The organism is Pseudomonas sp. DC1.2 (assembly GCF_034351645.1).
Classification (GTDB): domain Bacteria; phylum Pseudomonadota; class Gammaproteobacteria; order Pseudomonadales; family Pseudomonadaceae; genus Aquipseudomonas.
In genome coordinates this window covers 2,333,247-2,354,239 of record NZ_CP133782.1, presented here as the reverse complement: position 1 = coordinate 2,354,239, position 20,993 = coordinate 2,333,247, and the positions used below count along the sequence as shown (strand labels likewise).

Here is a 20,993-nt window from a genome sequence, read left to right as displayed (position 1 = left end):
TCACCCTGTTCCCCGCCAAATGAATTTTTTTTCAGGTTTTTTTCTGAGTTGGTTTTCTTGCGAGCACACGCGGGACGCAATAGTCGGCCGCGGCAGTCGTCACGTTTGCGTTTGCGGAAAGACGATTAGGGGTGCCGCACAAGGCGGCATTTAATGCAGAGCAGGACTTTTTCGATTCAAAGCACGACGGCAGCGCCCCTAACTCCAGCGCGCCGACACCGCTCTAAACCGCGGTTTGGCGCAAGACGCAGGCATCCTGCGGGCGTGGCAAACACACTGATGCCACAACGGCATCACTCTCCCAAAAACGCTCAAACTTGTACAACTTTTAATAAATGTACAAGTTTATTTAAAGTTATTAGCATCGCCGTCGAAAGCCTCAATGAAATTTTATTTACTTACGTTTTCACGGACCACCCTCAAGCCGCCCGCGGACTCTCAGTAAGAAGCGCTATCGCGCCATGAGGTGGACGAAGAAGCCACGGTTATCAATGTTGCAGCGGGCCTTAACGAACCGCCTGCTGAGCAGCGACTCAACGGCTCAAGCCGACCTGTCAGCCAATCAGGCAAAGTTGCAAGACGCGTTCTCGAAACTTGAAACCACTGACCGACGATTCAACGCGGAGCTCGAAACCGGTGACCGCGTACAACGCTTGCGCTCAGGGGCGCAGCGGCTGATTGATGGGGTAAAAGTCGATGCCAGCCAGACCAAGGCGTTCGACGATTGGAACGATCAACTGACAGAGACGTTGAATTTCGTGTATTTCGTCTCGGCCACCTCAGGAATGGTGCTGGATGAAGATTACGCGTCGCTGTTCATGATCGACCAGAGCACCTTGCGGCTACCGCGGCAAATCAATGTCGTGGGCCAGCTCCGCGGCATGGCCAGTGGTCTGCGGGAGGGGCAACCGCTGAGCGATAGCACCCGGTTTTCGCTGAAGTCACTGCTCAAGCAAGAGACGCAGATGCGCAAAGACCTTCAGCAAAGCCTAAGCCTCCTGCGCCGTAAAGAGCCGGCACTCGCCGATAAAATTCAGTTGCCGGTGACTAGCTCTCTCACGAATCTGGACAGCTTGCGCAGTGACCTCGAGGCGCTGATCGGTGCGACACGTGACAACGTGGGCGGCACGCAGGGTTTGCTGGCGAAGGGCAATGCTGTTGTCGCCGAGTTGTACAAGGCTCAGGACATCCTGCAGGACGCGCTGTTTGAGGTGCTGGAACAAAGAATCCAAAAGAAATCCTCTGAGAGGACGTTGATCCTGGCCATGTTTACCTTCATGGGGTTGCTGCTGATTTATGCGTTCAGCGGTATCTACAGTGCGATGCGCAGAGCCATTGATGAGGTGCTGAGCGCCACGCGTCTTATCGCTCAGGGCGATCTCAGGGCTCGCGTCCAGGTGCGAGGGAAAGATGAAATGGCGGACGTGGGGAATGGCCTAAATCACATGGTGCAGGCTTTTGGTACTTCGCTGGCTCAAGTCGAGCGTAGTTCTCAGTCGGTATCAGAGGCGGCCTCCCGCTTGGGATTGTCCATTGATCGTGCGAAGCAATCGATGAACTCACAACAGGGTGAAACCGAGCAAGTCGCCACGGCGATAAACGAGATGACCGCAAGCGTTGCCGACGTGGCGCAGAACACTGAAGGTGCCGCCCACGCAGCTGAGCAAGCCAGCCACGCCTCAAGCAGCGGCTTGGTGGTGATGCAGGACACTCGGGTGACGATTGAAGCCTTGGCCAACGAAGTTGAACTCAGCGCGCAAAAAGTTTCAGCGCTTGCCGTACACAGCCAAGAGATTGGTGGCGTCATTGAGGTGATCCGCAACATCGCCGATCAAACCAACCTGCTAGCGTTGAATGCGGCCATCGAAGCGGCCCGCGCCGGGGAACAAGGCCGTGGCTTTGCCGTCGTCGCCGACGAAGTTCGAACCCTGGCGTCACGCACACAGCGTTCGACTGAAGAAATCCGTCGAATCATTCAAGAGTTGCAACTCGCGACGTCAGCGGCCGTAGAGCAAATGAAGGCCGGCAAGGACAGAGCGCAGGATTGCATTGCCTCTGCCGATCAGGCATCGACAAGTCTGGACGCCATCAATGAAGGCGTTAAGCGGATTGTCGGCATGAACACCCAGATCGCCAGTGCGGCAGTTCAGCAGCATGCCGTATCGGAAGACATTAACCGCAACGTAACGGAGATTCGTAACGGCAGCGTCGTGTTGATGGAGGGCATAGAAGATAACGCCGTTACCGCTGACGAGCTTTCGTTGTTGGCAGGTGAACTGCGCTCCGTGGTGTCTTGATTCAACATGTAGAGCGTGTGCTCTCAAGGCCTGCGGCGCGCTCACGCGTCGCAGGCCGCAGACCGCCACAATCAGTACGATCAGCGCGCGCCTGAGAAATCCCCAGGCCTGTTGGCAGACCCAATGCTGATGATCAAGGATCCACCTGCCCCATCAGTTCAGCCACTGACTCCTGGCGCTTGGCATATTTCTGCGCCAGCACTGCGCAAACCATCAACTGTATTTGATGAAACAGCATCAGCGGCAAAATCAACACCCCCATGGTGCTCCCGGCGAACAACACTTGGGCCATCGGCACGCCGGTCGCCAGGCTTTTCTTCGAACCGCAAAACAGAATCGTGATGCGGTCTTCCTGGCTGAAGCCAAAGGCTTTGCCAACTACAGTGGACGCCAGCAATACCAGCGCCAGCAACACGCAGCAGGCCACGACCAGCCCGGCCAGCTCCCAGAGCGGGATCTGGTGCCAAATACCTTCGTTCACTGCCTCGCTGAACGCCCCGTAGACCACTAACAGGATCGACCCTTGGTCAACGAACTTCAGCCAATTCTTGTTGCGTCCTACCCAAGACCCCATCCAGCGCCGAGCGATTTGCCCAGCAATAAACGGCAGGAGCAGTTGCACGCCGATCTTCAGAATGGCGTCAAGCGTCGAGCCGCCATTGCCGTGGACATCCAGCAGCAGCGTCACCAGCAACGGCGTGAGAAAGATGCCAAACAGGCTGGATGCCGCGGCACTGCAAATCGCCGCCGGGACGTTGCCACGCGCAAGCGAGGTAAACGCAATCGCTGACTGCACTGTCGCCGGAAGCGCACAGAGGTAAAGCATGCCCATGTACAGATCGTTGCCGATCAGCGGTGAAAGCAGTGGTTTGAGCGCCAGACCGAGCAACGGAAAAACAACAAAGGTCAAACCGAACACCAGCAAATGCAGACGCCAGTGACCGGCACCGGCAATGATCGACTCGCGAGAAAGCTTAGCGCCATGCAGAAAAAACAGGAGGGCAATGGCAATGTTGGTCAGCCAGCCAAAACCGACCGCTGTTTGACCGCTGGCGGGCAGCACGCTAGCCAGAGTCACCACACCCATCAGGGTCAAGGTGAAGTTGTCGGGCAGAAAACGAGGGCGGGTCATCAGGATTATCCGGGGGTTGCCAAGAACGTTGCGCTGACTCTAACGCGCCAGCAGATGACCGACTAACGCCAATGAGCCAGTAGATGCCGTCTAAAGGACATGAACAGAGATTGAGTCAACCTATTCCCACCGCAGGCACAAATTACTGCGGCTGAAATGTCTGCAGGTAGGCCAGCAGGTTTTCGATTTTTTCCGGATCGCTGATCCCCCAGAAGATCATGCGGGTTCCAGAGACCACAGCTTTGGGGTTCTCGATATAGGCCGCCAGGGTTTCGCGGGTCCAGACCACGCCGGATGATTTCATAGCGTCCGAATACGGGTAGTCCGACGTACTGCCGGCCACACGCCCGAAAACACCATTGAGCTGGGGACCAAAGCCGCCACGTGCCGAACCGCCAACCTGATGACAACCACCGCAGGTGCGGTTGAAGAGTTTGCCGCCTGCTTCAGCGTCACCGGCCGCTTCTACCGGGGTGCCGAGTAATCCTGCAACGAGCATCAAGGTAAAAGTCAGTGCTGCGGTGTTTTTCATTTTCTGCTCCAGGTCAGGGGTTGCTTAGCAAACGCCGGCAGCTATTTGATCACGGCAAGCTTCGATATCGAAACATCGAGGTCGATATTTCAGTACCGGACTGGACAGTGTGGCGAGCGTTGGGGGAATAAAACCGGGCAGAGCCTGAAGGATCTGAGGTAGACAACGACGGTGGAGGCAGAGGCGATGGCGTTTGAGTCGACTTTTTCCGAGCGGCTGAAATCAGGCATCACCGGCAAGACCTGTCGGTGATCCTGGATGAGAGGACCCAGCCCCTCAGTCGTCGTGCAACAGCCCCGAGCTGTACTGATTGAAGTTATTGCCGATGGCGCTGCCGCCAAACTTCAGCTTGTTGGGGTTATGGCTATCAAGCGATTGGCAGTCTTGTGAGAAACAGCTGCTGCTGCTGACGCCGGAGCAGGCGCTCAGAAGCAATGCGCCGGCAATCAACACGACTTTGAGGAGGTTCGACTTCATTTTTTCGTTCCCTTTGGCTGCAAGCGGGGCAAAGCACGGTCTGAGTCTTCATCCTAAGTCCCCAGGCCGTGTGAAACATAATGAAACATCGCTGACCGACAGCATAGGTTCAGCTAATGAATCACGCCATTACTTGGTTGCCAGCCGAGCGACTTCGTTGGACGTCACAAAGGCCTTCAGCGATGCATCGAATTTCTTCAACGCATCTACCTGAAGGTCGCGCTGTTGATCTATTTGCGCGGCAATTTCCGGCGCTGCTTTGCCATGGACCCAAATCGACGACAATTGCTTGCCGCTCGAGCCTTCGGCCTTGCCGATGTACTGCAGGTTCGAATCGTAAAATTTGGCGAGGAAGCGCGCTTCGACGTGAGTATTACGCTGTGTGACAAGGCTGCTGTAGGTGTCCAGCATCACCACCACATCCGGGCGGGCTTGCACCAGTGCATCCAAGTTGTCGTAAACGGTCACCGAGGCAAACTGCTTTTGCAGTGAATCCTTGAGCCAGTTGATTGCCAACGCAGGGTCGGAACTGTTGATAAAAGCGTTGCTGATACGCGAGTCGAGCCCGGCGCTCTTGGCACCTTTGAGCGCGACGGCGTGGTACTGCTCAAGGTATTGCAGGGTATTGAGCGTGTTTTCGCTGTAAAGCACCCCCACCGATTGCCCATGTTGCAGGCCAGCAGTGCTGTCGGACAGGGGCAGAAAATGGCAGGACTGTTCTTCGGCTGCGTAAGCGGGCGCGATGGTGACAAGGCCACCAGTCAGTACGGCGAGAAGACTCAGCAGGGTTGAAATTCTCATCGCGCGGTTTCCTTCAAAAACAGAATCGGTATGGCGCTATCCTCCTCCTTTGCCAAAAAAACAAAACGTGCAATTTATGATGGTAACTATCGACAGGACAAATGATACGCAGCGACGGTGAGCGTCACCTGCGCGCCAACTTGTACTTCACACACTCTTCATAAAAACTCTGCCGGACTGCCGCCGGTTTAATTCGTGACGAACTGTCATAGGTTTGTTCGGTAATACCCAAAGCCATCATTCGCATCCACGACTTATTGAAGGTGTAAGACTGTAGCTTCTGGCGAGCGGCATACAGTGAGACACCCGACAGTTTCAGCTCCTGCGCCCTGGCAGCCGTCCCCGCGCCCCAACTGCACATATACCGATCGTTCGCCATCAACTCTTTGGCCTCGACAGAGACAGCCACGCTCGCCAGGGCGAGCGAGATCAATAGAGTGCGCACTTGAATTCACCTAACCATCTGAAAATGATGGCGATTGTGGCAATACCTCAAGGGTTTAGGGGCCAGCAAAATGCCTTAAGCCCGGCCAACTTAGAAAGAAAAGTGCGATGTCCAGGATGTGTTGAAGACAACCGCGCTGTCTTGCTCGGTGATACATCAGCGCTACGCCGGTTGTTACCTGACGCATTGGCGTAGCACCGGGGCCTCCGCGAATGTAACACCACGACACTTTATCCCCCTGTTACCGGCGCCTACTGTGAAGCCGTCAATGTGCTTACAGGGTTGTGACACATCATCGGCACCGCCCGCCTCCCACCAGTGGAGGCATGGAAGAACTGTCACGGGTGCTGCCTGATATGGGTCGAATTCCACGCCCGCTGCCCATTGATTGCCCAACACACAACCAAGACAGAGGGTCATCATGAGTCAGTCAAACGCTGTAACCAAACAAAACCAGAAACTGCACGATGACGTGCAAGCGGCCGTCAAGTCGCTTCTGGGCGCCACTCAGGCACTGAAACCTTCCGATTACAGCAAGGTGCTGGCGTCGACCCTGGCAGCCACTCAGAAAGTGGTCAAAATCCAGATTGCCTCAGGCGACCTGACCACACTCAAGCAATCAGGCTACAAACTGTGCTTTGCCAAGAAGGTCGGTAATGAGGCCTACAACGTAGTCTGGCAATCCTATGTCCAGTACCTGAGCAACAGCACCTTCAGTTGGACGCCGCAGTATCAGTTGTTCGGCTCCAACTCTTTCCAGGCCAATGTGCAGGTTGATGTATCGACCAACCTCGTCAACATCGGGCTCGGCCAACAGGCAATACTCGATAATTCCGGCCTTCTCGGCCAGCCAACGAGCGCCGGCCCTAATACCTCCATCACCCTGGTGAACAACTACGGTCCAATTCACCCAGGGGTGAGTCAACTTTCCACCGGCATCGATGGCGTACAGGTCACGACCCCCATCTACGTCGCTTCACAACAAGTGGTCACAGGATCTACTGTGCTGACTCCCGTCGAAACGATCCTGGTATGGTTTGAGCAGAACGTGCAGACGAGCACCATGTTCAGCACCTCGCGCTCGCAATCGATCGAGATCGACATGACCTTCGATAACAACGCGACCCGTCTCTACTCTGGCGGCAGTTGGACAATCGTGTAACAGCAGCATCGGGGGCAACTGTAGGTTGCCCCTCTCTACCCGGCTCAGCCATCGTCAACCTTGGCAAAATAACCCGTCAGCGACCGACAGATCGACTCGGCCAGATCTTGCTGGGTCGCGATGCTATACGGACGACTGCGATCAAACTGCTCGGACCAGCGGATCCGCCCTTGAGCGGCATCAACCAGACGCACCGAGGCCCGGACACGAGTCAGTTCCACTCTCACGCTACCTTCCAAAGAATAGCTACACCGCCCCGCCCGCCCTTGGGCCGGTGCTTGAACGCTGCTGCGTGACACCTTCATCAACACATGGCTGGCACGCGTCTGCGTCTGCTCAAACGACTCGAATAACCTGCAACTTAACTCTTCACACAGGCCCCGAGTAAAGTCGTCGCCATCAAGGGTGATGCAGGTAAACGGCTGAATCTGTAACACCGGATGACGGGTACCCTCCATCCTGGATCTAAATCGCTCATACGCCAGCCGATAACAACCGGCCGGGACGCTCAACCGTACCAAATCCTGCTGGCCCAACGTGGCGTAATAGCTGGCGAGCTTGCGCCGCAACCGACCGACCTGTACCCGCACGACCGGATCATCGCCGGTGCAATAAACCGCTGGATCGCGGCAAAACACCCCGATCCCGATCGCGTGTTCAGTGAGAGCAACGCTCGACAACTTAAGGTCGTGCTCAGCCAGGAACCGCAACAGGCTGCCCATCCGCCTCGACTTGGCGAACAACGGACTGGCCAGTAACAGCGCCAGCACCTGCTCCACCTCCTCCCGACCGACCGGCTCGGGAACGCTGCTCGCACTCGTACCACCTACGCGTTTGATCACCATCAGCCTGCCTCCTTGCAGATTGCCGTCTGTTGCTGGCCCGACGGTCAACGACCGCCTCAAGCGCCGCGAGTACGAAGCTTAGCAGTTGCAGGGGATCGGGACGGCGTCGTTACCGACCCGCCCGGACACGGCGATGGATGACCCGCACTTGGGGTCCGAACGGTCTCTTTATAGGATCTTTATTTTTTACCCCAACATCCTGTCAACAACTTACCAAAGGGCCGACTAGGCTTGCCTCACTGCTGGAGGGAATGCCATGGACTTTATCTTTCTGCTACTCGGTGGATTATTTTTCATTAGCCTGGTCGGCTTGGCGCGAGGCTGTGCGGCGCTCGACAGGAGACGGTCATGACAGGCTTCTATCTGTTCGGCAGCATCATCGCTGCCGGGCTGCTGGTTTATCTGATTGCCGCGCTGCTGTTTCCGGAGGACTTTCTATGACGACTCAAGCGTGGGTCCTCCTGGGGGCCTTTCTCCTGGCATTGGGCATTGTGGCCTGGCCGCTCGGGCGCTGGCTGACCCGCGTAATGGAAGGGCGATTTGCCTTCGGCGCGCGCATCGAGTCGCCGCTGTATCGCCTGGCCGGCGTCAAGCCTGAGACGCAAATGAGCTGGCTGCACTACGCGCTGGCCCTGATTCTGTTCAACGCGCTGGGTTTACTCGCCGTCTACGCCTTACAACGCTTGCAAGGCGTCCTGCCATTCAATCCCCAAGGTTTTGGCGCGATCACACCTGATTCATCGTTCAACACTGCCGCCAGTTTTGTCACCAACACTGATTGGCAAGCCTACAGCGGCGAATCGACCATGAGCTACCTGACCCAAATGCTCGCGCTGACGGTGCAAAACTTTCTGTCAGCCGCCACCGGCATTGTCGTGGCGGTTGCGCTTATTCGCGGGTTCGCACGCCACAGCACGGCCAGTATCGGCAACGCCTGGGCCGACCTCACCCGCGTCACGCTGTGGGTTCTGTTACCGCTGTCGTTGGTATTTGCGCTGTTTTTTATCAGCCAGGGCACGATTCAGAACCTTGACCCTTATAAAGAAGTCACGACCCTGGAGGTCATGCAGTATCAGGCTCCAGTGCTCAATGACGCGGGTCAGCCAACCCTTGATGCACAGGGCAACCCGGTGACGGTGGCCAGCAGCACCGACAAGCAAACCCTCGCCATGGGGCCGGTCGCTTCACAGGAGGCGATCAAGATGCTCGGCACCAATGGCGGCGGCTTCTTCAACGCGAACTCGGCCCACCCCTACGAGAACCCAACCGCCCTCACCAACTTTTTGCAGTTGATCGCGATTTTCCTGATCCCCACAGCGCTGTGTTTCGTCTTCGGCCACATCGTCGGCGACATCCGCCAAGGGTGGGCGCTGCTGGCCACCATGACGATCATCTTCGTGATCGCGGTGATTGCCGTCACCCACTACGAGCAACTGGGCAATCCGCAGTTTTCCACGCTGGGTATCGACAACACCGCCGGCAACATGGAAGGCAAGGAACTGCGTTTCGGCATCAGTGCCTCCAGCCTGTTTGCGGCGGTAACAACAGCCGCGTCCTGTGGTGCGGTCAACGCGATGCACGACTCGTTCACCCCATTGGGCGGCGCGGTGCCGATGGTCCTGATGCAACTGGGCGAGGTGGTGTTCGGCGGCACCGGGTCCGGTCTGTACGGCATGTTGGTGTTCGCCATCCTGGCGGTGTTCATCGCCGGATTGATGATCGGCCGCACACCGGAATACCTGGGCAAAAAAATTGAAGCCTATGAAATGAAAATGGTCGCCATCGCGATTCTGGTGACACCGATGCTGGTGCTGTTCGGAACCGCCATCGCGGTGATGGCCGAGGCTGGCAAGTTAGGGATTGCCAATCCGGGCGCCCACGGTTTCTCGGAAATCCTCTACGCCTTCACCTCGGCGGCCAACAACAATGGCAGCGCCTTCGCCGGGCTGTCGGCGAACACCCCGTTCTACAACACGTTACTGGCCATCGCCAGCTGGTTTGGCCGGTTCGGCGTCATCGTCCCGGTGCTCGCCGTCGCCGGCAGCCTGGCCGCGAAGAAACGCCTGGCGGTCACCGGCGGCACCATGCCCACGCACGGCATGCTGTTTGTGGTGCTGCTGATCGGCACGGTGTTGCTGGTCGGATTGCTGAACTACGTGCCGGCGCTCGCGCTGGGGCCCGTCGTCGAACACCTTCTGATGATCAAGTGAGGTCACGAACATGACACGCAAAGCGTTCTCCTTGTTCGACCCGAAACTGATACGGCCAGCCATGGCCGACTCTGTGCGCAAACTCAGTCCGAGGATTCAGTGGCGTAACCCAGTGATGTTCGTCGTTTACATCGGCGCCATCATCACCACCGGTCTGTGGGTCCAGGCCCTGACTGGCAAGGGCGAAGCCGGCGCCGGGTTCATCCTCTCCATCGCCTTATGGCTATGGTTCACGGTGCTGTTCGCCAACTTTGCCGAGGCCTTGGCCGAGGGCCGCAGCAAGGCCCAGGCCGCATCTTTGCGCAACCTGAAAAAAGAAACCTGGGCCAAGAAGCTGCTCGAACCGCACTACGGCGCGCCGTGGCAATTAGCGCAATCGAGCGGTCTGTGCAAAGGCGATGTAGTGGTGGTGGAAGCAGGCGACCTCGCGGACTCGGTGATACCCGCCGACGGCGACGTGATCGAAGGCGCTGCGTCGGTTGATGAGTCCGCCATCACCGGCGAGTCCGCCCCGGTGATTCGCGAGTGCGGCGGCGATTTCTCGGCCGTCACCGGAGGCACTCGGGTGCTTTCGGACTGGATCGTCATCCGCGTGACCACCAACCCTGGCGAAACCTTTGTCGACCGCATGATCGCGATGGTCGAGAACGCCAAGCGGCAAAAGACCCCGAATGAAATCGCCTTGTCGATCTTGCTGGTCGCCCTGACGATTGTATTCCTCGGGGTCACGGTGACGCTGCTGCCCTTTTCGCTGTTTGGCGTGGCCGCTGCAAAATCGGGTTCGCCGGTCTCGATCACTGTCCTCATTTCACTGCTGGTGTGCCTGATTCCCACCACCATCGCCGGTCTGCTGTCGGCCGTCGGTGTGGCAGGCATGAGTCGCATGATGGAAGCTAACGTGATCGCCACTTCCGGCCGCGCCGTAGAGGCTGCGGGCGATGTGGATGTGCTACTGCTCGACAAGACCGGGACCATCACCCTGGGCAACCGCCAGGCTTCGGCTTTTTTTCCGGCACCGGGTGTCAAAGAGGCAGAGTTGGTGGACGTGGCGCAACTCGCGTCGCTGGCCGACGAAACCCCTGAAGGGCGCAGCATCGTGGTCCTGGCCAAGCAACGCTTCAACCTGCGCGAACGCGACATTGCAGCGCTCGACGCGCACTTCGTGCACTTTTCAGCGCAGACCCGTATGAGCGGCGTCGACATGGGCACCCGGCAACTGCGCAAGGGCGCTGGCGAAGCGGTCCTGCGCCATGTCCAGAGTCTGGGCGGAAACTTTCCCGACGCCGTACAAACCCTGGTCGAAGAAGTGGCGCGTCGAGGCAGTACCCCGCTGGTGGTGGCCGACGGCGCCAAAGTGCTGGGCGTCATCGAACTCAAGGACATCGTCAAGGGCGGCATCAAGGAGCGCTTTGTCGAACTGCGCCGCATGGGGATCAAAACCGTGATGGTGACCGGTGACAACCGAGTCACCGCCGCCGCTATCGCTGCCGAAGCCGGTGTCGATGACTTTCTGGCAGAAGCAACGCCCGAGCAAAAACTGGAACTGATCCGCAGCTACCAGGCCGAGGGACGGCTGGTCGCGATGACCGGCGATGGCACCAACGACGCACCGGCGCTGGCTCAGGCGGATGTCGCCGTGGCCATGAACTCGGGGACTCAAGCCGCCAAGGAAGCCGGCAACATGGTCGACCTGGACAGCAACCCGACCAAGTTGATTGAGGTTGTGGAAACGGGCAAACAGATGCTGATGACCCGGGGTTCGCTGACCACCTTCTCGATTGCCAACGACATCGCCAAGTATTTTGCGATCGTACCGGCGGCGTTTGTTTCCACCTACCCACAACTTGCGGCACTCAACATCATGGGTTTGACCAGCCCCAATTCTGCGGTGCTGTCGGCAGTAATTTTCAACGCACTGATCATCATTTTCCTGATTCCGCTGGCGCTCAAAGGCGTGAAGTATCGCCCAGTCGGTGCCGCCATGCTGCTGCGGCGCAACTTGCTGGTCTATGGACTGGGTGGGGTGATCGTGCCCTTTATTGGGATCAAAATAATCGACATGGCGTTGACCGCTGTTGGTCTGGTTTAAGGGAGCACTGTCATGGCATCTCTACTACGTCCGGCGTTAACCTTGCTGATCGCCTTCTCGCTGATCACAGGCCTGGCCTATCCACTCCTCACGACCGGTATCGCCCGGCTGGTATTCCCGCATCAGGCCTCCGGCAGCCTGATAGAACGGGACGGCAAAACAGTGGGCTCGCTGTTGATCGGGCAGGGCTTCAGTGATCCAAAGTATTTCTGGAGCCGCCCTTCAGCCACCAGCCCCATGCCCTACAACCCGCTTGCCTCGGGAGGGTCGAACCTGGGACCGCTGAACCCGGCGCTGGCCGACGCGCTCAAAGGGCGAATCGAGGCCTTGCACGCCGCCGACCCTGGCAACAAAGCCACGGTGCCGGCCGACCTGGTCTACAGTTCCGCGAGCGGCCTCGACCCGCACATCAGCCTGACGGCTGCGTTGTACCAGGCGGGCCGGGTGGCGCGAGTGCGCAGTTTACCGGCCGAGCAGGTTCGTCAACTGATCAGCGAACAGGCTGAGGGCATGCTGCTCGGGTTCCTTGGCGAACCGCGAGTCAACGTCTTGGCATTGAACCTGGCACTCGACGCCACCCATTGAGCGCTAATCACACACGGTGAGCTTGATGGCCGAACAACGTCCTGACCCAGACCAGTTGCTGGCCCAGATTCGCGAGCAGGAAGCGCAGGCCAAACGTGGTCGGCTGAAGATTTTTTTTGGTGCCAGTGCCGGTGTCGGCAAAACCTACGCAATGCTGGCGGCCGCCCACACAGCCACACGGCAGAAGATCGACGTGCTGATTGGCGTGATCGAAACCCACGGGCGCGCCGAGACCCAAGCGCTGATCAGCGGCCTCGAACTGCTACCACTCAAACAGGTGCTCGATAAGCATCGCACGCTGACCGAGTTTGACCTCGACGCCGCGCTCGCCCGTCAACCGGGCTTGATCCTGATTGACGAACTGGCGCATTCCAATGCCGTCGGTTCCCGACACCCCAAGCGCTGGCAGGACGTGGAAGAACTGCTCGGCGCCGGTATCGATGTCTGGTCAACCATGAACGTCCAGCACCTGGAGAGCCTGAACGATATTGTTGGCGGCATCACCGGCATCCGGGTCTGGGAGACCGTACCCGACCACGTGTTCGATACCGCCGACGAGGTGGTCATCGTTGACCTGCCCCCCGACGAGCTGTTGCAGCGGTTGAAGGAAGGCAAGGTGTATCTGGCACAACAGGCCGAGCGCGCGGTGCAGAATTTTTTTCGCAAAGGCAACCTGATTGCCCTGCGCGAACTGGCGCTGCGGCGCACCGCCGACCGGGTTGACAGCGACATGTTGCAGTACCGCCAAAGCGGTGCAGTCAAACCGGTGTGGGGCACTCGCGACTCCCTGCTCGCCTGCATTGGTCCGCATGAACAGGCACAAAAAACTGTGCGTTCGACGGCACGCCTGGCCACCCAACTCAACGTGCCTTGGCACGCGGTGTATGTCGAAACACCGACGTTGCAGCGTCTGCCCGACGCCAAGCGCCGCCGGGTACTGGCCACGCTGAAACTGGCCCAGGACATGGGCGCGCAGATCTCGACCCTGTCCGGGCAGGACATTGCCGAAACCCTGGTCAAATATGCACGGCAACACAACCTGTCGAAGGTCGTGCTTGGCCGCGACGAACACCCACGGCGCCGGCTCTGGCGGCCAATACTGGCTGAACGAATTGGCGAACTGGGCGCCGACCTGGATGTGATTCAAGTCTCGCTGCCGACCGGCAGCACGCCCACCAAGGGCACCTCAACCGCCCACGAAAGCCCGACCCTATGGCCCGCCTACCTGTGGAGCGTCGCGCTGTGTGCCGCGACCACCGTGATTGCCTTGCCCCTGGCCGGGCTGCTCGAACAGGCCAACATCGTCATGATCTTTCTGCTGGCGGTAGTGGCCGCAGCGGTACGTTTCGGTCGTGGCCCGGCGGTCCTGGCGGCGTTTGTGTCCGTCGGTGCCTTTGACTTTTTCTTCGTATCGCCACGTTTTTCATTTGCCGTTGGCGACGTCCAGTACCTAGTCACGTTCAGCGTCATGTTGGTGGTCGCCCTGGTCATCGGGCAGATGACCGCCGGCCTGACGTACCAGGCGCGGGTGGCACAACGGCGCGAAGACCGCATGCGTGCGCTGTATGACATGTCGCGCCTGCTGTCCGCCGCACTGATCACCGAGCAGGTCGCCGACATCGGCGCGAAGTTTCTGTCAGCCGAGTTTGGCGCCCGTTCGGCGTTGCTGGTGGCCGATGACAACAACAAACTGCTGCCGCCCATGGTCACGGGGGAGCCACCGCAAGTGGATTTCGCCATTGCCCAGTGGTCGTTCGACAAGGCGGAAGCGGCCGGTTACGGCACCGACACCCTGCCCTCCAGTTCCACGCTGTACTTGCCCTTGTCGGCCCCGATGCGGGTACGCGGGATACTTGCCGTGCAGCCGCGAGACACGACACGCCTGGTGGTGCCGGAACAGCGGCGCCTGCTCGACACGTGTGCGTCATTGCTGGCCATCTCGCTTGAACGGATTCACTACATCAACGTGGCCCAGGACACCACGCTGCAAATGGAGTCCGAGCGGTTGCGCAATTCGCTACTCTCGGCCATCTCCCACGACTTGCGAACCCCGCTGTCCGTCATGGTTGGGCTCGCCGAAGCGCTCAAGTTGACCACGCCGCCGCCCACCGGCGAAGCCGCCGAAATTGCCACAGCGGTCGGTGAATCCGCGCTGCGCATGAATACCCTGGTCAACAACCTGCTGGACATGGCACGCCTGGAGTCCGGCAAAGTGGTATTGAATCGTCAATGGCAACCCATTGAGGACGTGGTCGGCAGCGCACTGAGGGCTGTCCAGCCCATTTTGGGCACACGCCCGGTACACGTCGCGCTGGAAGACGATGTGCCACCGGTGCGCATCGATGCACTGCTGATCGAGCGCATCCTGATCAACCTGATCGAAAACGCCATCAAGTACACACCGCCTGACACCGCCATTAACTTGGGGGCCAGAGCCACTTCTGACGCCATTGAACTGTGGATCGCCGATGAAGGCCCTGGGTTGCCACACGGCCACGAAGAAGCGCTGTTCAGCAAATTCATGCGCGGCAAGAAAGAAAGTTCGATTCCCGGTGTCGGGCTCGGTCTGGCCATCTGCCGGGCAATTGCCCAGGCGCATGGGGGAACGATTACCGGGGCCACCGGCACCAACGGCGGCGCGTGTTTCACACTGCGCCTGCCCCGCGAAGAGCCGCCGCTGATTGAGCCTTTTGCGCCACAGATTGACGAGGATCAGCCATGACTGAGTCCGTGCCCCGCGTCCTGATCATTGAGGACGAAAAGGAAATACGCCGCTTCGTGCGGATGGCCTTGCACGCCGAAGGCCTGGAAGTGCATGAAGCCGAGACTTACCACCGCGGCCTCATCGACTCCGGAACACGCCGACCGGACCTGATTGTGCTTGACCTGGGCCTTCCCGACGGCGATGGCGTTGACCTGATCCGCGACATACGCAGTTGGTCGGCGGTGCCGATCATCGTGCTGTCAGCCCGAGGGGCGGAGTCCGACAAAATCCTGGCCCTGGACACCGGCGCCGATGATTACCTGGTCAAGCCTTTTGGCACCGGGGAGTTGCTCGCCCGTGTGCGCGCGCTACTACGCCGGCAAACTAAAGATGCCGACAACAGTTCAGTCCTGAGCTTTGGCGACGTGCGCATTGATGTCGAACGGCGCGTCGTCGAACGCGCCGGTGCGCCGCTGCACCTGACGCCCCTGGAATACCGCTTGCTGGTTCACCTGTGCTCGCACCCCAACCGTGTGCTGACGCATTTGCAACTGCTCAAAGCCGTCTGGGGCCCGGCGCACACCACGGACACACCTTACCTTCGTGTGTTCATGGGTGGCTTGCGCAAAAAGGTCGAAGCAGATCCGTCCCAGCCTCGGCATCTGGTGACGGAAACAGGGATTGGTTATCGGTTTATTCCGTAAGGACGACGTGCTGGGGTCGTGCAGGGTGTGAACAGGCATGAAACCGTGCCCGCCCTCTTGTATCGTAGCGGGCGGGTGCGAAGGGTCTTACTGCAAAACCCTACTGCGCCAACGGCAGCCTGACGCGGCTTCGATGGGATAAACCTGCTTGTATGGCAAACGCCACGATCACGGTCGAAGGCGCGGAAAAACTGCTCAGCCCGCCGCCGTGAAACATCAGCGCAAGCCCCAGCGCGGTAGCGCCAAACCAGGCGCTCAAGCCAATCGGATTGAACGCACTGACCCGTTCGAGCGCTGCTAAGTCACTGCGTCCGTAGAGAATTTGCGCCAACGCTACACCGACCCAGGCCACCACAAAAATACCCTGGTAGGCCAACGCCTTGAGCAAGTAGGCAAACACGTCCGCGAGCATCAAGCCGTAAACGATCACCCCCACCGCCAGCGCCCACATCACGTAGGAACCGCGCAGGCCAAAACGAGCAAAGAACGCCTGCATATTCAGGGTCGCCAAGTAGTAATTGGCGGTATTGATACGGGTTTGTGTGGCCCAGACGAACAACAATCCCCACACGCCCATCAATTGCAAAATCGCCATCACCACTGACACTTCATTCAGCGCACCTTCGTGGGGAATGCTGCTGACCAGATAGATCCCCGCCGCCCCGTTGAGCAGAAACGTCACCGCGTAGAACGGCATGCCAAAGTTCCAGCGGCCGTGATAATCAGCGTCCTCAGCTTTACCAAACCGGGCGTAATCGAAGGTAAACAGCATCAGCACCCAGACGCCCATGTACGCGACAAAGCAGTCCCACCAGCCGAAGGTACTGGGCGTTGCAGGGCCGAAATCGAGCCATTGCGGCTGGTAGCCATAACGGCTGATCGACACGCCAACCGCCAACAGCAACCCGCCCAGGTACACCGGCAACAGCACGCCGTTGAGCTTGTCCAGCCAGTGCTGCACGCTGCCCAAAATCATCGGCACGCTGTACAGCACAACAACCAATGCAGCCAGCGGATAGACCAGTTCCGGGTAGAGATGATTGAGTGCCACGGCGATCACCGAGCCTTCGAATACCGCGTAATAAATCGCCGTGGAAAAGAAGATCAAAGTCGCCAGACATGCCCCGGTGCTACCGAACAACAGCCGTGAAAACAACGCCACCGACAAACCGCTGCGAATCGCGAAACGACTTAGGACGCTGTTGACCAGTCCGTAACTGACCACCGACAACAGCATGCCGATCAGGGCATTGCGAGCGCCGTAAGACAACGCCAGTGAAGCGCCAACAACGATGTAAAACATCGCGCTGCACACCGCCCACCAGGCCATGGTCAGCGACAGTCGCCCCATGCGGGCTTCTTTCGGTACAGGGTGATGGGCCGGGTCTTGCCCGGTTTGATTCGATTGCGATAAAGCAGCCATATGCGTGAACTCCAAAACCAGTCGAAGGTTGAAGCGCGGGCAACCGCCACCGCACCGAAGTGCGGCGTTGGTTTACCGTTTGGCATGGCCCGCGCGATGCGGCGGGCAGAATCAGGAAGGAAACAGTTTGCTCAGGCAACTGAGCTTTTTCTTATAGGAACGTCGTGCTTCCAATGCCGCTTCAAGGGTGACCGCCACAAAGCGGGCCTTTTGGTTGGGTTGCATCTGGCCGATCAGGTCGAGGTCGGCACTGATCACCGTGCCGATCATCGCGTAACCGCCACCGGACACCGCATCGCGGTGCAACACGATGGGTTCGAGCCCCGCCGGGACTTGGATCGAACCGATCGGGTAACAACTGTCAACGATGTTCGATGGATCAGAACCGGCGCCGAACGGCTGTTCTCGCGGTTCAAAACTCAGCGCGCTGCCACCTTTGAAGCGATAGCCGATACGGTCCGCCTCCGAGCCCACCGTCCACGGTTCAGAAAAAAAACTTGCCGCAGCAGAGTGGGTCAGGCGCTCGTAGTACAAGCCTGGCACCACGCGCAGGCTGATTTCACCCCCCAGCGCCTGACGCAAAGCCATCGGCAGACTGGCGCCGGCGCGGCCCTTGCCACTGGCAATGCCCACCGGCAATTCATCACCGGCGATCAACCGTCGGCCCTCGAACCCACCGAGTGCGCCAAGGGCATAGGTAGAGCGACTGCCCAGCACCAGCGGCACATCAATGCCTCCCGCTACTGCGACATAAGTGCGGGCGCCCGCCTTGGGAAAGTCGAAACGCAACACTTGCCCGGCCTTCACCGAAAACGCCGTGTCGGGGTGCATTTCTACACCATCGACCCAAGGCGTCATGTGTGCCCCGCACACCGCCACCAAGGCGTCGTGCTGAAACGCCAGCTCTGGGCCCAGCAGCGTACATTCAAGCGCTGCCGCTCCCGCCGGGTTGCCGACTAATTGATTGGCGGCGCTGAGGGCGTATTGATCCAGCGCTCCGGAGGGCGGGATGCCGAGGTGGTAATAGCCTTCGCGGCCCAAATCCTGGACCGACGTGGCGAGACCGGGTTTAAGTACCTTGATCATGCCAGCACCTCCTGCAACGACTTGGGATAGCCGATGGGGTCAGCGAGAAAGGCGTCCAGCGAAAACTCCAGCGGACGAATCTTCAGGTCAAAGCGCCCCGCTTCTACTTCAGCCACGGCGACGTCATAGGCCTCACGATCAATAGGTTTGAACTGGACGATGTCGCCAGGGCGGAAAAACACCATGTGTGCTTTCAGGTACGCCAGGTGCTGCTGCGGGTCGTAAATCGGGGCCGGAGTGACGCCAAACATTTGGTAACCGCCAGCACCGCGTACCGAGTAGATACAGCCAAAGCAACCGCCGTGACCGAGGGTCAGTTTAGGTGTGTCAGTGCGCGGACGCAGGTACTTGGGCACCTGCAACTGGCGTTCACGCTCGACCATTTGAAACATGAAAGGCAGGCCCGCTACGAAGCCAACCATGGAGACGAACCACGGCGCACCGCTGTGCGCCGCGATGAACGCATCGATATCAGCCAGGCCGTTGATCCGCGCGGCATACTCCAGGTCCGTGGCGCTCGGGTCCTGATGGCGGTCACGAAAACGCATCAGGGTTTCGTGGGTCCAGGGGTCGTTATAGAGCACCGGCACTTCAATAATCCGCGTCTGTAGCGTGCGTTCAGCGACGGCGCCAGCCTCTGCACTCTGCACCGCTTCAAGCAGGTCATAGGGGTCAATGCGATCTGGGTCAAAACGGATCTGGAACGAGGCATTGGCCAGGCAGATATCCAGCACCCCATCAAGCGCCAGACGCTCGACCGCGCGGGTGACTGCCATGCCCTTGAAGAAAGCCTCCAACGACATGCTGTCGCTGACTTCAGCAAACAAATGTTCGTCGGCGCCAAAGCTGTAACGGATGGGTGTGCTCATGCTTGACCTCCACTGCGGCGCTCGGCCAGCCAGGTTTCCAGGGTGCCGGTATGGAAGTCGGCGAGGTGCAGCCAAGGTTGCTCCAACAATTCGCCATGCAGTGACAAGGTGCTGGCCATGCCGGTGAGCGTGGTCTGCGCCACGGCAATCTGCGCTCGGGCCAACGCCTCGGTGCGATCACGACCATGGACGATCAGCTTGGCCAATAGCGAGTCATAGTACGGCGGCACGCGGTAGCCTTGATAGAGATGGCTATCGACACGAATCCCATCGCCTTGCGGCCAATTCAGTGCCTCGACCACCCCAGGGCTGGGGAAGAAATCGCGCGTCGGGTCTTCGGCATTCAGGCGCATTTGCAACGCGGCACCGTTGATATGGATATCGCTTTGTTGCAGGCCCAGCGGCTCGCCGCCGGCAATGCGCAGCATCGCCTGGACCAGATCGATGCCGGTAATCAGCTCACTGACCGGATGCTCGACCTGAATCCGCGTATTCATTTCGATGAAAAAGAACTCGCCGCTCGCTTCGTCATACAAATACTCGAGCGTCCCAGCGCCTTTGTAGCCCAGGGATTCGGTCAGACGTACTGCGCTCTCGCAAAGGGTTTCGCGCTGCTGCTGATTCAGAATCGGCGACGGCGCCTCTTCGAAAATTTTCTGACGCCGACGTTGCAGCGAACACTCGCGTTCGAAGAGATGCACGGCGCGCACACCATCCCCCAGCACCTGCACTTCAATGTGTCGGGCCTTGCTAATAAAACGCTCCAGGTACACCGCGCCATTGCCAAACGCGGCGTGGGCTTCGCGCTGGGAACGGGGGAATTCTTCGCTCAATTGCTGGACGTTTTGCGCCAGGCGAATACCACGCCCGCCGCCACCGGCCGAGGCTTTAATCAACAGAGGGAAGCCGACCGACTCAGCCGCCTTAAGCGCCGACTCGACATCGAACAGCTCACCTGGCGAACCAGGCACCACCGGCACGCCCGCCGCTTGTGCGGTACGCCGCGCCTCGGCTTTATCGCCCATACGACGAATCGTTTCCGGGCTCGGACCGACGAAAATCGCCCCGGCAGCCAGCACCGCCTCAGCGAAATCGGCGTTCTCCGAGAGAAAGCCATAACCGGGATGCACTGCATTCGCCCCAGTGGCTGTCAACGCCCCCAGAAGGGCCTCGACATTGAGGTAGCTTTTGTCGGCACGGGCCGGGCCGAGAACATGCACTTGGTCGGCCATGCGCGCGGCCTGGGAGTCGACGTCTGCTTCGCTGCACGCAGCAACGGTGGGAATCCCCAGCGCTTTGGCGGCACGGATAATTCGCACGGCAATCTCGCCGCGGTTAGCGACCAGTAATTTACGAATGCCTTGAGTCATGATCACGCCCTCACTCAATGTCGAGTGTTGCGATGACCTGACCCGGCTCCACCGGGTCGCCGTCTTCAACCATAAATACGCTGAGGCGACCGGCCTTCCCGGCGGTCAATTCGGAAAACTGCTTCATGACCTCAATCAGACCAATCACCGTGTCGACGCTGACGTATGCGCCGACCTCGACGAAGTTCGCCGACTCCGGAGTGGCTTTGCGATAGAAGGTCCCCGGCAGCGGGGTGATAACACTGTATTCGGCCATGTCTGT

General features: G+C 59.1%; 19 protein-coding genes. 8 read left to right on the top strand and 11 right to left on the bottom strand.

Going from position 1 to position 20,993, the window contains the following annotated elements; genetic code table 11:
* Positions 1 to 491 precede the first annotated feature (491 nt).
* The gene (locus tag RHM68_RS10740; protein ID WP_322222736.1) at positions 492 to 2,297 is read left to right on the top strand and encodes a methyl-accepting chemotaxis protein; all 1,806 of its coding nucleotides are present in this window, start codon (positions 492 to 494) and stop codon (positions 2,295 to 2,297) included.
* 133 nt (positions 2,298 to 2,430) lie between these two features.
* Here RHM68_RS10740 and RHM68_RS10735 read toward each other — a convergent pair whose 3' ends face one another.
* From RHM68_RS10735 to RHM68_RS10715, 5 genes are all read right to left on the bottom strand, one after another.
* Entirely contained in the window at positions 2,431 to 3,429 is a 999-nt protein-coding gene (locus tag RHM68_RS10735) for a bile acid:sodium symporter family protein (RefSeq protein WP_322222734.1), read from the bottom strand.
* A gap of 142 nt (positions 3,430 to 3,571) precedes the next feature.
* On the bottom strand, positions 3,572 to 3,961 hold the full coding sequence (locus RHM68_RS10730) for a cytochrome c family protein (protein ID WP_322222732.1): 390 nt from the start codon (positions 3,959 to 3,961) through the stop codon (positions 3,572 to 3,574).
* A 276-nt stretch (positions 3,962 to 4,237) separates the two neighbouring features.
* Positions 4,238 to 4,438: a hypothetical protein gene (locus tag RHM68_RS10725; protein ID WP_322222730.1), complete on the bottom strand. Its 201-nt coding sequence runs from the start codon at positions 4,436 to 4,438 to the stop codon at positions 4,238 to 4,240.
* A gap of 129 nt (positions 4,439 to 4,567) precedes the next feature.
* On the bottom strand, positions 4,568 to 5,239 hold the full coding sequence (locus tag RHM68_RS10720; RefSeq protein ID WP_322222728.1) for an ATPase: 672 nt from the start codon (positions 5,237 to 5,239) through the stop codon (positions 4,568 to 4,570).
* A gap of 124 nt (positions 5,240 to 5,363) precedes the next feature.
* Positions 5,364 to 5,690: a hypothetical protein gene (locus RHM68_RS10715; protein WP_322223759.1), complete on the bottom strand. Its 327-nt coding sequence runs from the start codon at positions 5,688 to 5,690 to the stop codon at positions 5,364 to 5,366.
* 415 nt (positions 5,691 to 6,105) lie between these two features.
* Here RHM68_RS10715 and RHM68_RS10710 point away from each other — a divergent pair, with 415 nt between their 5' ends.
* The gene (locus RHM68_RS10710) at positions 6,106 to 6,846 is read left to right on the top strand and encodes a hypothetical protein (RefSeq protein WP_322222726.1); all 741 of its coding nucleotides are present in this window, start codon (positions 6,106 to 6,108) and stop codon (positions 6,844 to 6,846) included.
* Between the two features lie 44 nt (positions 6,847 to 6,890).
* Here RHM68_RS10710 and RHM68_RS10705 read toward each other — a convergent pair whose 3' ends face one another.
* Positions 6,891 to 7,691: a hypothetical protein gene (locus tag RHM68_RS10705; RefSeq protein ID WP_322222724.1), complete on the bottom strand. Its 801-nt coding sequence runs from the start codon at positions 7,689 to 7,691 to the stop codon at positions 6,891 to 6,893.
* Positions 7,692 to 8,039: 348 nt separating this feature from the next.
* Between RHM68_RS10705 and kdpF the strand changes: the two genes are divergently transcribed.
* The 6 genes from kdpF to RHM68_RS10675 are packed head-to-tail and all read left to right on the top strand — an operon-like array spanning position 8,040 to position 15,983.
* The gene (kdpF, locus tag RHM68_RS10700; RefSeq protein ID WP_322222722.1) at positions 8,040 to 8,132 is read left to right on the top strand and encodes a K(+)-transporting ATPase subunit F; all 93 of its coding nucleotides are present in this window, start codon (positions 8,040 to 8,042) and stop codon (positions 8,130 to 8,132) included.
* Positions 8,129 to 9,901: a potassium-transporting ATPase subunit KdpA gene (kdpA, locus tag RHM68_RS10695; RefSeq protein ID WP_322222720.1), complete on the top strand. Its 1,773-nt coding sequence runs from the start codon at positions 8,129 to 8,131 to the stop codon at positions 9,899 to 9,901. Before kdpF ends, kdpA begins: the two co-directional genes overlap by 4 nt.
* 10 nt (positions 9,902 to 9,911) lie before the next feature.
* Complete coding sequence (gene kdpB / locus RHM68_RS10690; RefSeq protein ID WP_322222718.1) at positions 9,912 to 11,990, top strand: potassium-transporting ATPase subunit KdpB; 2,079 nt, start codon at positions 9,912 to 9,914, stop codon at positions 11,988 to 11,990.
* A gap of 12 nt (positions 11,991 to 12,002) precedes the next feature.
* The gene (gene kdpC / locus RHM68_RS10685; RefSeq protein WP_322222716.1) at positions 12,003 to 12,575 is read left to right on the top strand and encodes a potassium-transporting ATPase subunit KdpC; all 573 of its coding nucleotides are present in this window, start codon (positions 12,003 to 12,005) and stop codon (positions 12,573 to 12,575) included.
* A 25-nt stretch (positions 12,576 to 12,600) separates the two neighbouring features.
* Positions 12,601 to 15,297 carry a two-component system sensor histidine kinase KdpD gene (gene kdpD / locus RHM68_RS10680; protein ID WP_322222714.1) on the top strand — a complete coding sequence of 899 codons (2,697 nt, stop codon included), beginning with the start codon at positions 12,601 to 12,603 and terminating at the stop codon, positions 15,295 to 15,297.
* A complete protein-coding gene (locus RHM68_RS10675; RefSeq protein ID WP_322222711.1) occupies positions 15,294 to 15,983 on the top strand; it encodes a response regulator in 690 nt (229 codons plus the stop codon). The genes kdpD and RHM68_RS10675 overlap by 4 nt, the downstream gene beginning before the upstream one ends.
* A gap of 100 nt (positions 15,984 to 16,083) precedes the next feature.
* Here the strand turns inward: RHM68_RS10675 and RHM68_RS10670 are convergent, their stop codons facing one another.
* The 5 genes from RHM68_RS10670 to RHM68_RS10650 form a co-directional block, all read right to left on the bottom strand.
* The gene (locus RHM68_RS10670; protein WP_322222708.1) at positions 16,084 to 17,406 is read right to left on the bottom strand and encodes an allantoin permease; all 1,323 of its coding nucleotides are present in this window, start codon (positions 17,404 to 17,406) and stop codon (positions 16,084 to 16,086) included.
* A gap of 111 nt (positions 17,407 to 17,517) precedes the next feature.
* Positions 17,518 to 18,492, bottom strand: a complete 975-nt coding sequence (locus tag RHM68_RS10665; protein ID WP_322222706.1) for a biotin-dependent carboxyltransferase family protein — start codon at positions 18,490 to 18,492, stop codon at positions 17,518 to 17,520.
* Complete coding sequence (locus RHM68_RS10660; RefSeq protein ID WP_322222704.1) at positions 18,489 to 19,361, bottom strand: allophanate hydrolase subunit 1; 873 nt, start codon at positions 19,359 to 19,361, stop codon at positions 18,489 to 18,491. The genes RHM68_RS10665 and RHM68_RS10660 overlap by 4 nt, the downstream gene beginning before the upstream one ends.
* Entirely contained in the window at positions 19,358 to 20,731 is a 1,374-nt protein-coding gene (locus RHM68_RS10655) for an acetyl-CoA carboxylase biotin carboxylase subunit (RefSeq protein ID WP_322222701.1), read from the bottom strand. Before RHM68_RS10655 ends, RHM68_RS10660 begins: the two co-directional genes overlap by 4 nt.
* 10 nt (positions 20,732 to 20,741) lie before the next feature.
* The gene (locus RHM68_RS10650) at positions 20,742 to 20,987 is read right to left on the bottom strand and encodes an acetyl-CoA carboxylase (protein WP_322222699.1); all 246 of its coding nucleotides are present in this window, start codon (positions 20,985 to 20,987) and stop codon (positions 20,742 to 20,744) included.
* Positions 20,988 to 20,993: the final 6 nt, after the last annotated feature.

Excerpts from the sequence above, each read along its gene's own strand:
- RHM68_RS10660 (WP_322222704.1), bottom strand. The coding sequence starts at position 19,361 with ATGAGCACACCCATCCGTTACAGCTTTGGCGCCGACGAACATTTGTTT.
- RHM68_RS10710 (WP_322222726.1), top strand. The coding sequence starts at position 6,106 with ATGAGTCAGTCAAACGCTGTAACCAAACAAAACCAGAAACTGCACGAT.
- RHM68_RS10725 (WP_322222730.1), bottom strand. The coding sequence starts at position 4,438 with ATGAAGTCGAACCTCCTCAAAGTCGTGTTGATTGCCGGCGCATTGCTT.
- RHM68_RS10665 (WP_322222706.1), bottom strand. The coding sequence starts at position 18,492 with ATGATCAAGGTACTTAAACCCGGTCTCGCCACGTCGGTCCAGGATTTG.
- kdpF (WP_322222722.1), top strand. The coding sequence starts at position 8,040 with ATGACAGGCTTCTATCTGTTCGGCAGCATCATCGCTGCCGGGCTGCTG.
- RHM68_RS10720 (WP_322222728.1), bottom strand. The coding sequence starts at position 5,239 with ATGAGAATTTCAACCCTGCTGAGTCTTCTCGCCGTACTGACTGGTGGC.
- RHM68_RS10735 (WP_322222734.1), bottom strand. The coding sequence starts at position 3,429 with ATGACCCGCCCTCGTTTTCTGCCCGACAACTTCACCTTGACCCTGATG.
- RHM68_RS10740 (WP_322222736.1), top strand. The coding sequence starts at position 492 with ATGTTGCAGCGGGCCTTAACGAACCGCCTGCTGAGCAGCGACTCAACG.
- RHM68_RS10730 (WP_322222732.1), bottom strand. The coding sequence starts at position 3,961 with ATGAAAAACACCGCAGCACTGACTTTTACCTTGATGCTCGTTGCAGGA.
- kdpD (WP_322222714.1), top strand. The coding sequence starts at position 12,601 with ATGGCCGAACAACGTCCTGACCCAGACCAGTTGCTGGCCCAGATTCGC.
- RHM68_RS10650 (WP_322222699.1), bottom strand. The coding sequence starts at position 20,987 with ATGGCCGAATACAGTGTTATCACCCCGCTGCCGGGGACCTTCTATCGC.
- RHM68_RS10705 (WP_322222724.1), bottom strand. The coding sequence starts at position 7,691 with ATGGTGATCAAACGCGTAGGTGGTACGAGTGCGAGCAGCGTTCCCGAG.
- kdpB (WP_322222718.1), top strand. The coding sequence starts at position 9,912 with ATGACACGCAAAGCGTTCTCCTTGTTCGACCCGAAACTGATACGGCCA.
- RHM68_RS10655 (WP_322222701.1), bottom strand. The coding sequence starts at position 20,731 with ATGACTCAAGGCATTCGTAAATTACTGGTCGCTAACCGCGGCGAGATT.
- RHM68_RS10675 (WP_322222711.1), top strand. The coding sequence starts at position 15,294 with ATGACTGAGTCCGTGCCCCGCGTCCTGATCATTGAGGACGAAAAGGAA.
- kdpC (WP_322222716.1), top strand. The coding sequence starts at position 12,003 with ATGGCATCTCTACTACGTCCGGCGTTAACCTTGCTGATCGCCTTCTCG.
- RHM68_RS10670 (WP_322222708.1), bottom strand. The coding sequence starts at position 17,406 with ATGGCTGCTTTATCGCAATCGAATCAAACCGGGCAAGACCCGGCCCAT.
- kdpA (WP_322222720.1), top strand. The coding sequence starts at position 8,129 with ATGACGACTCAAGCGTGGGTCCTCCTGGGGGCCTTTCTCCTGGCATTG.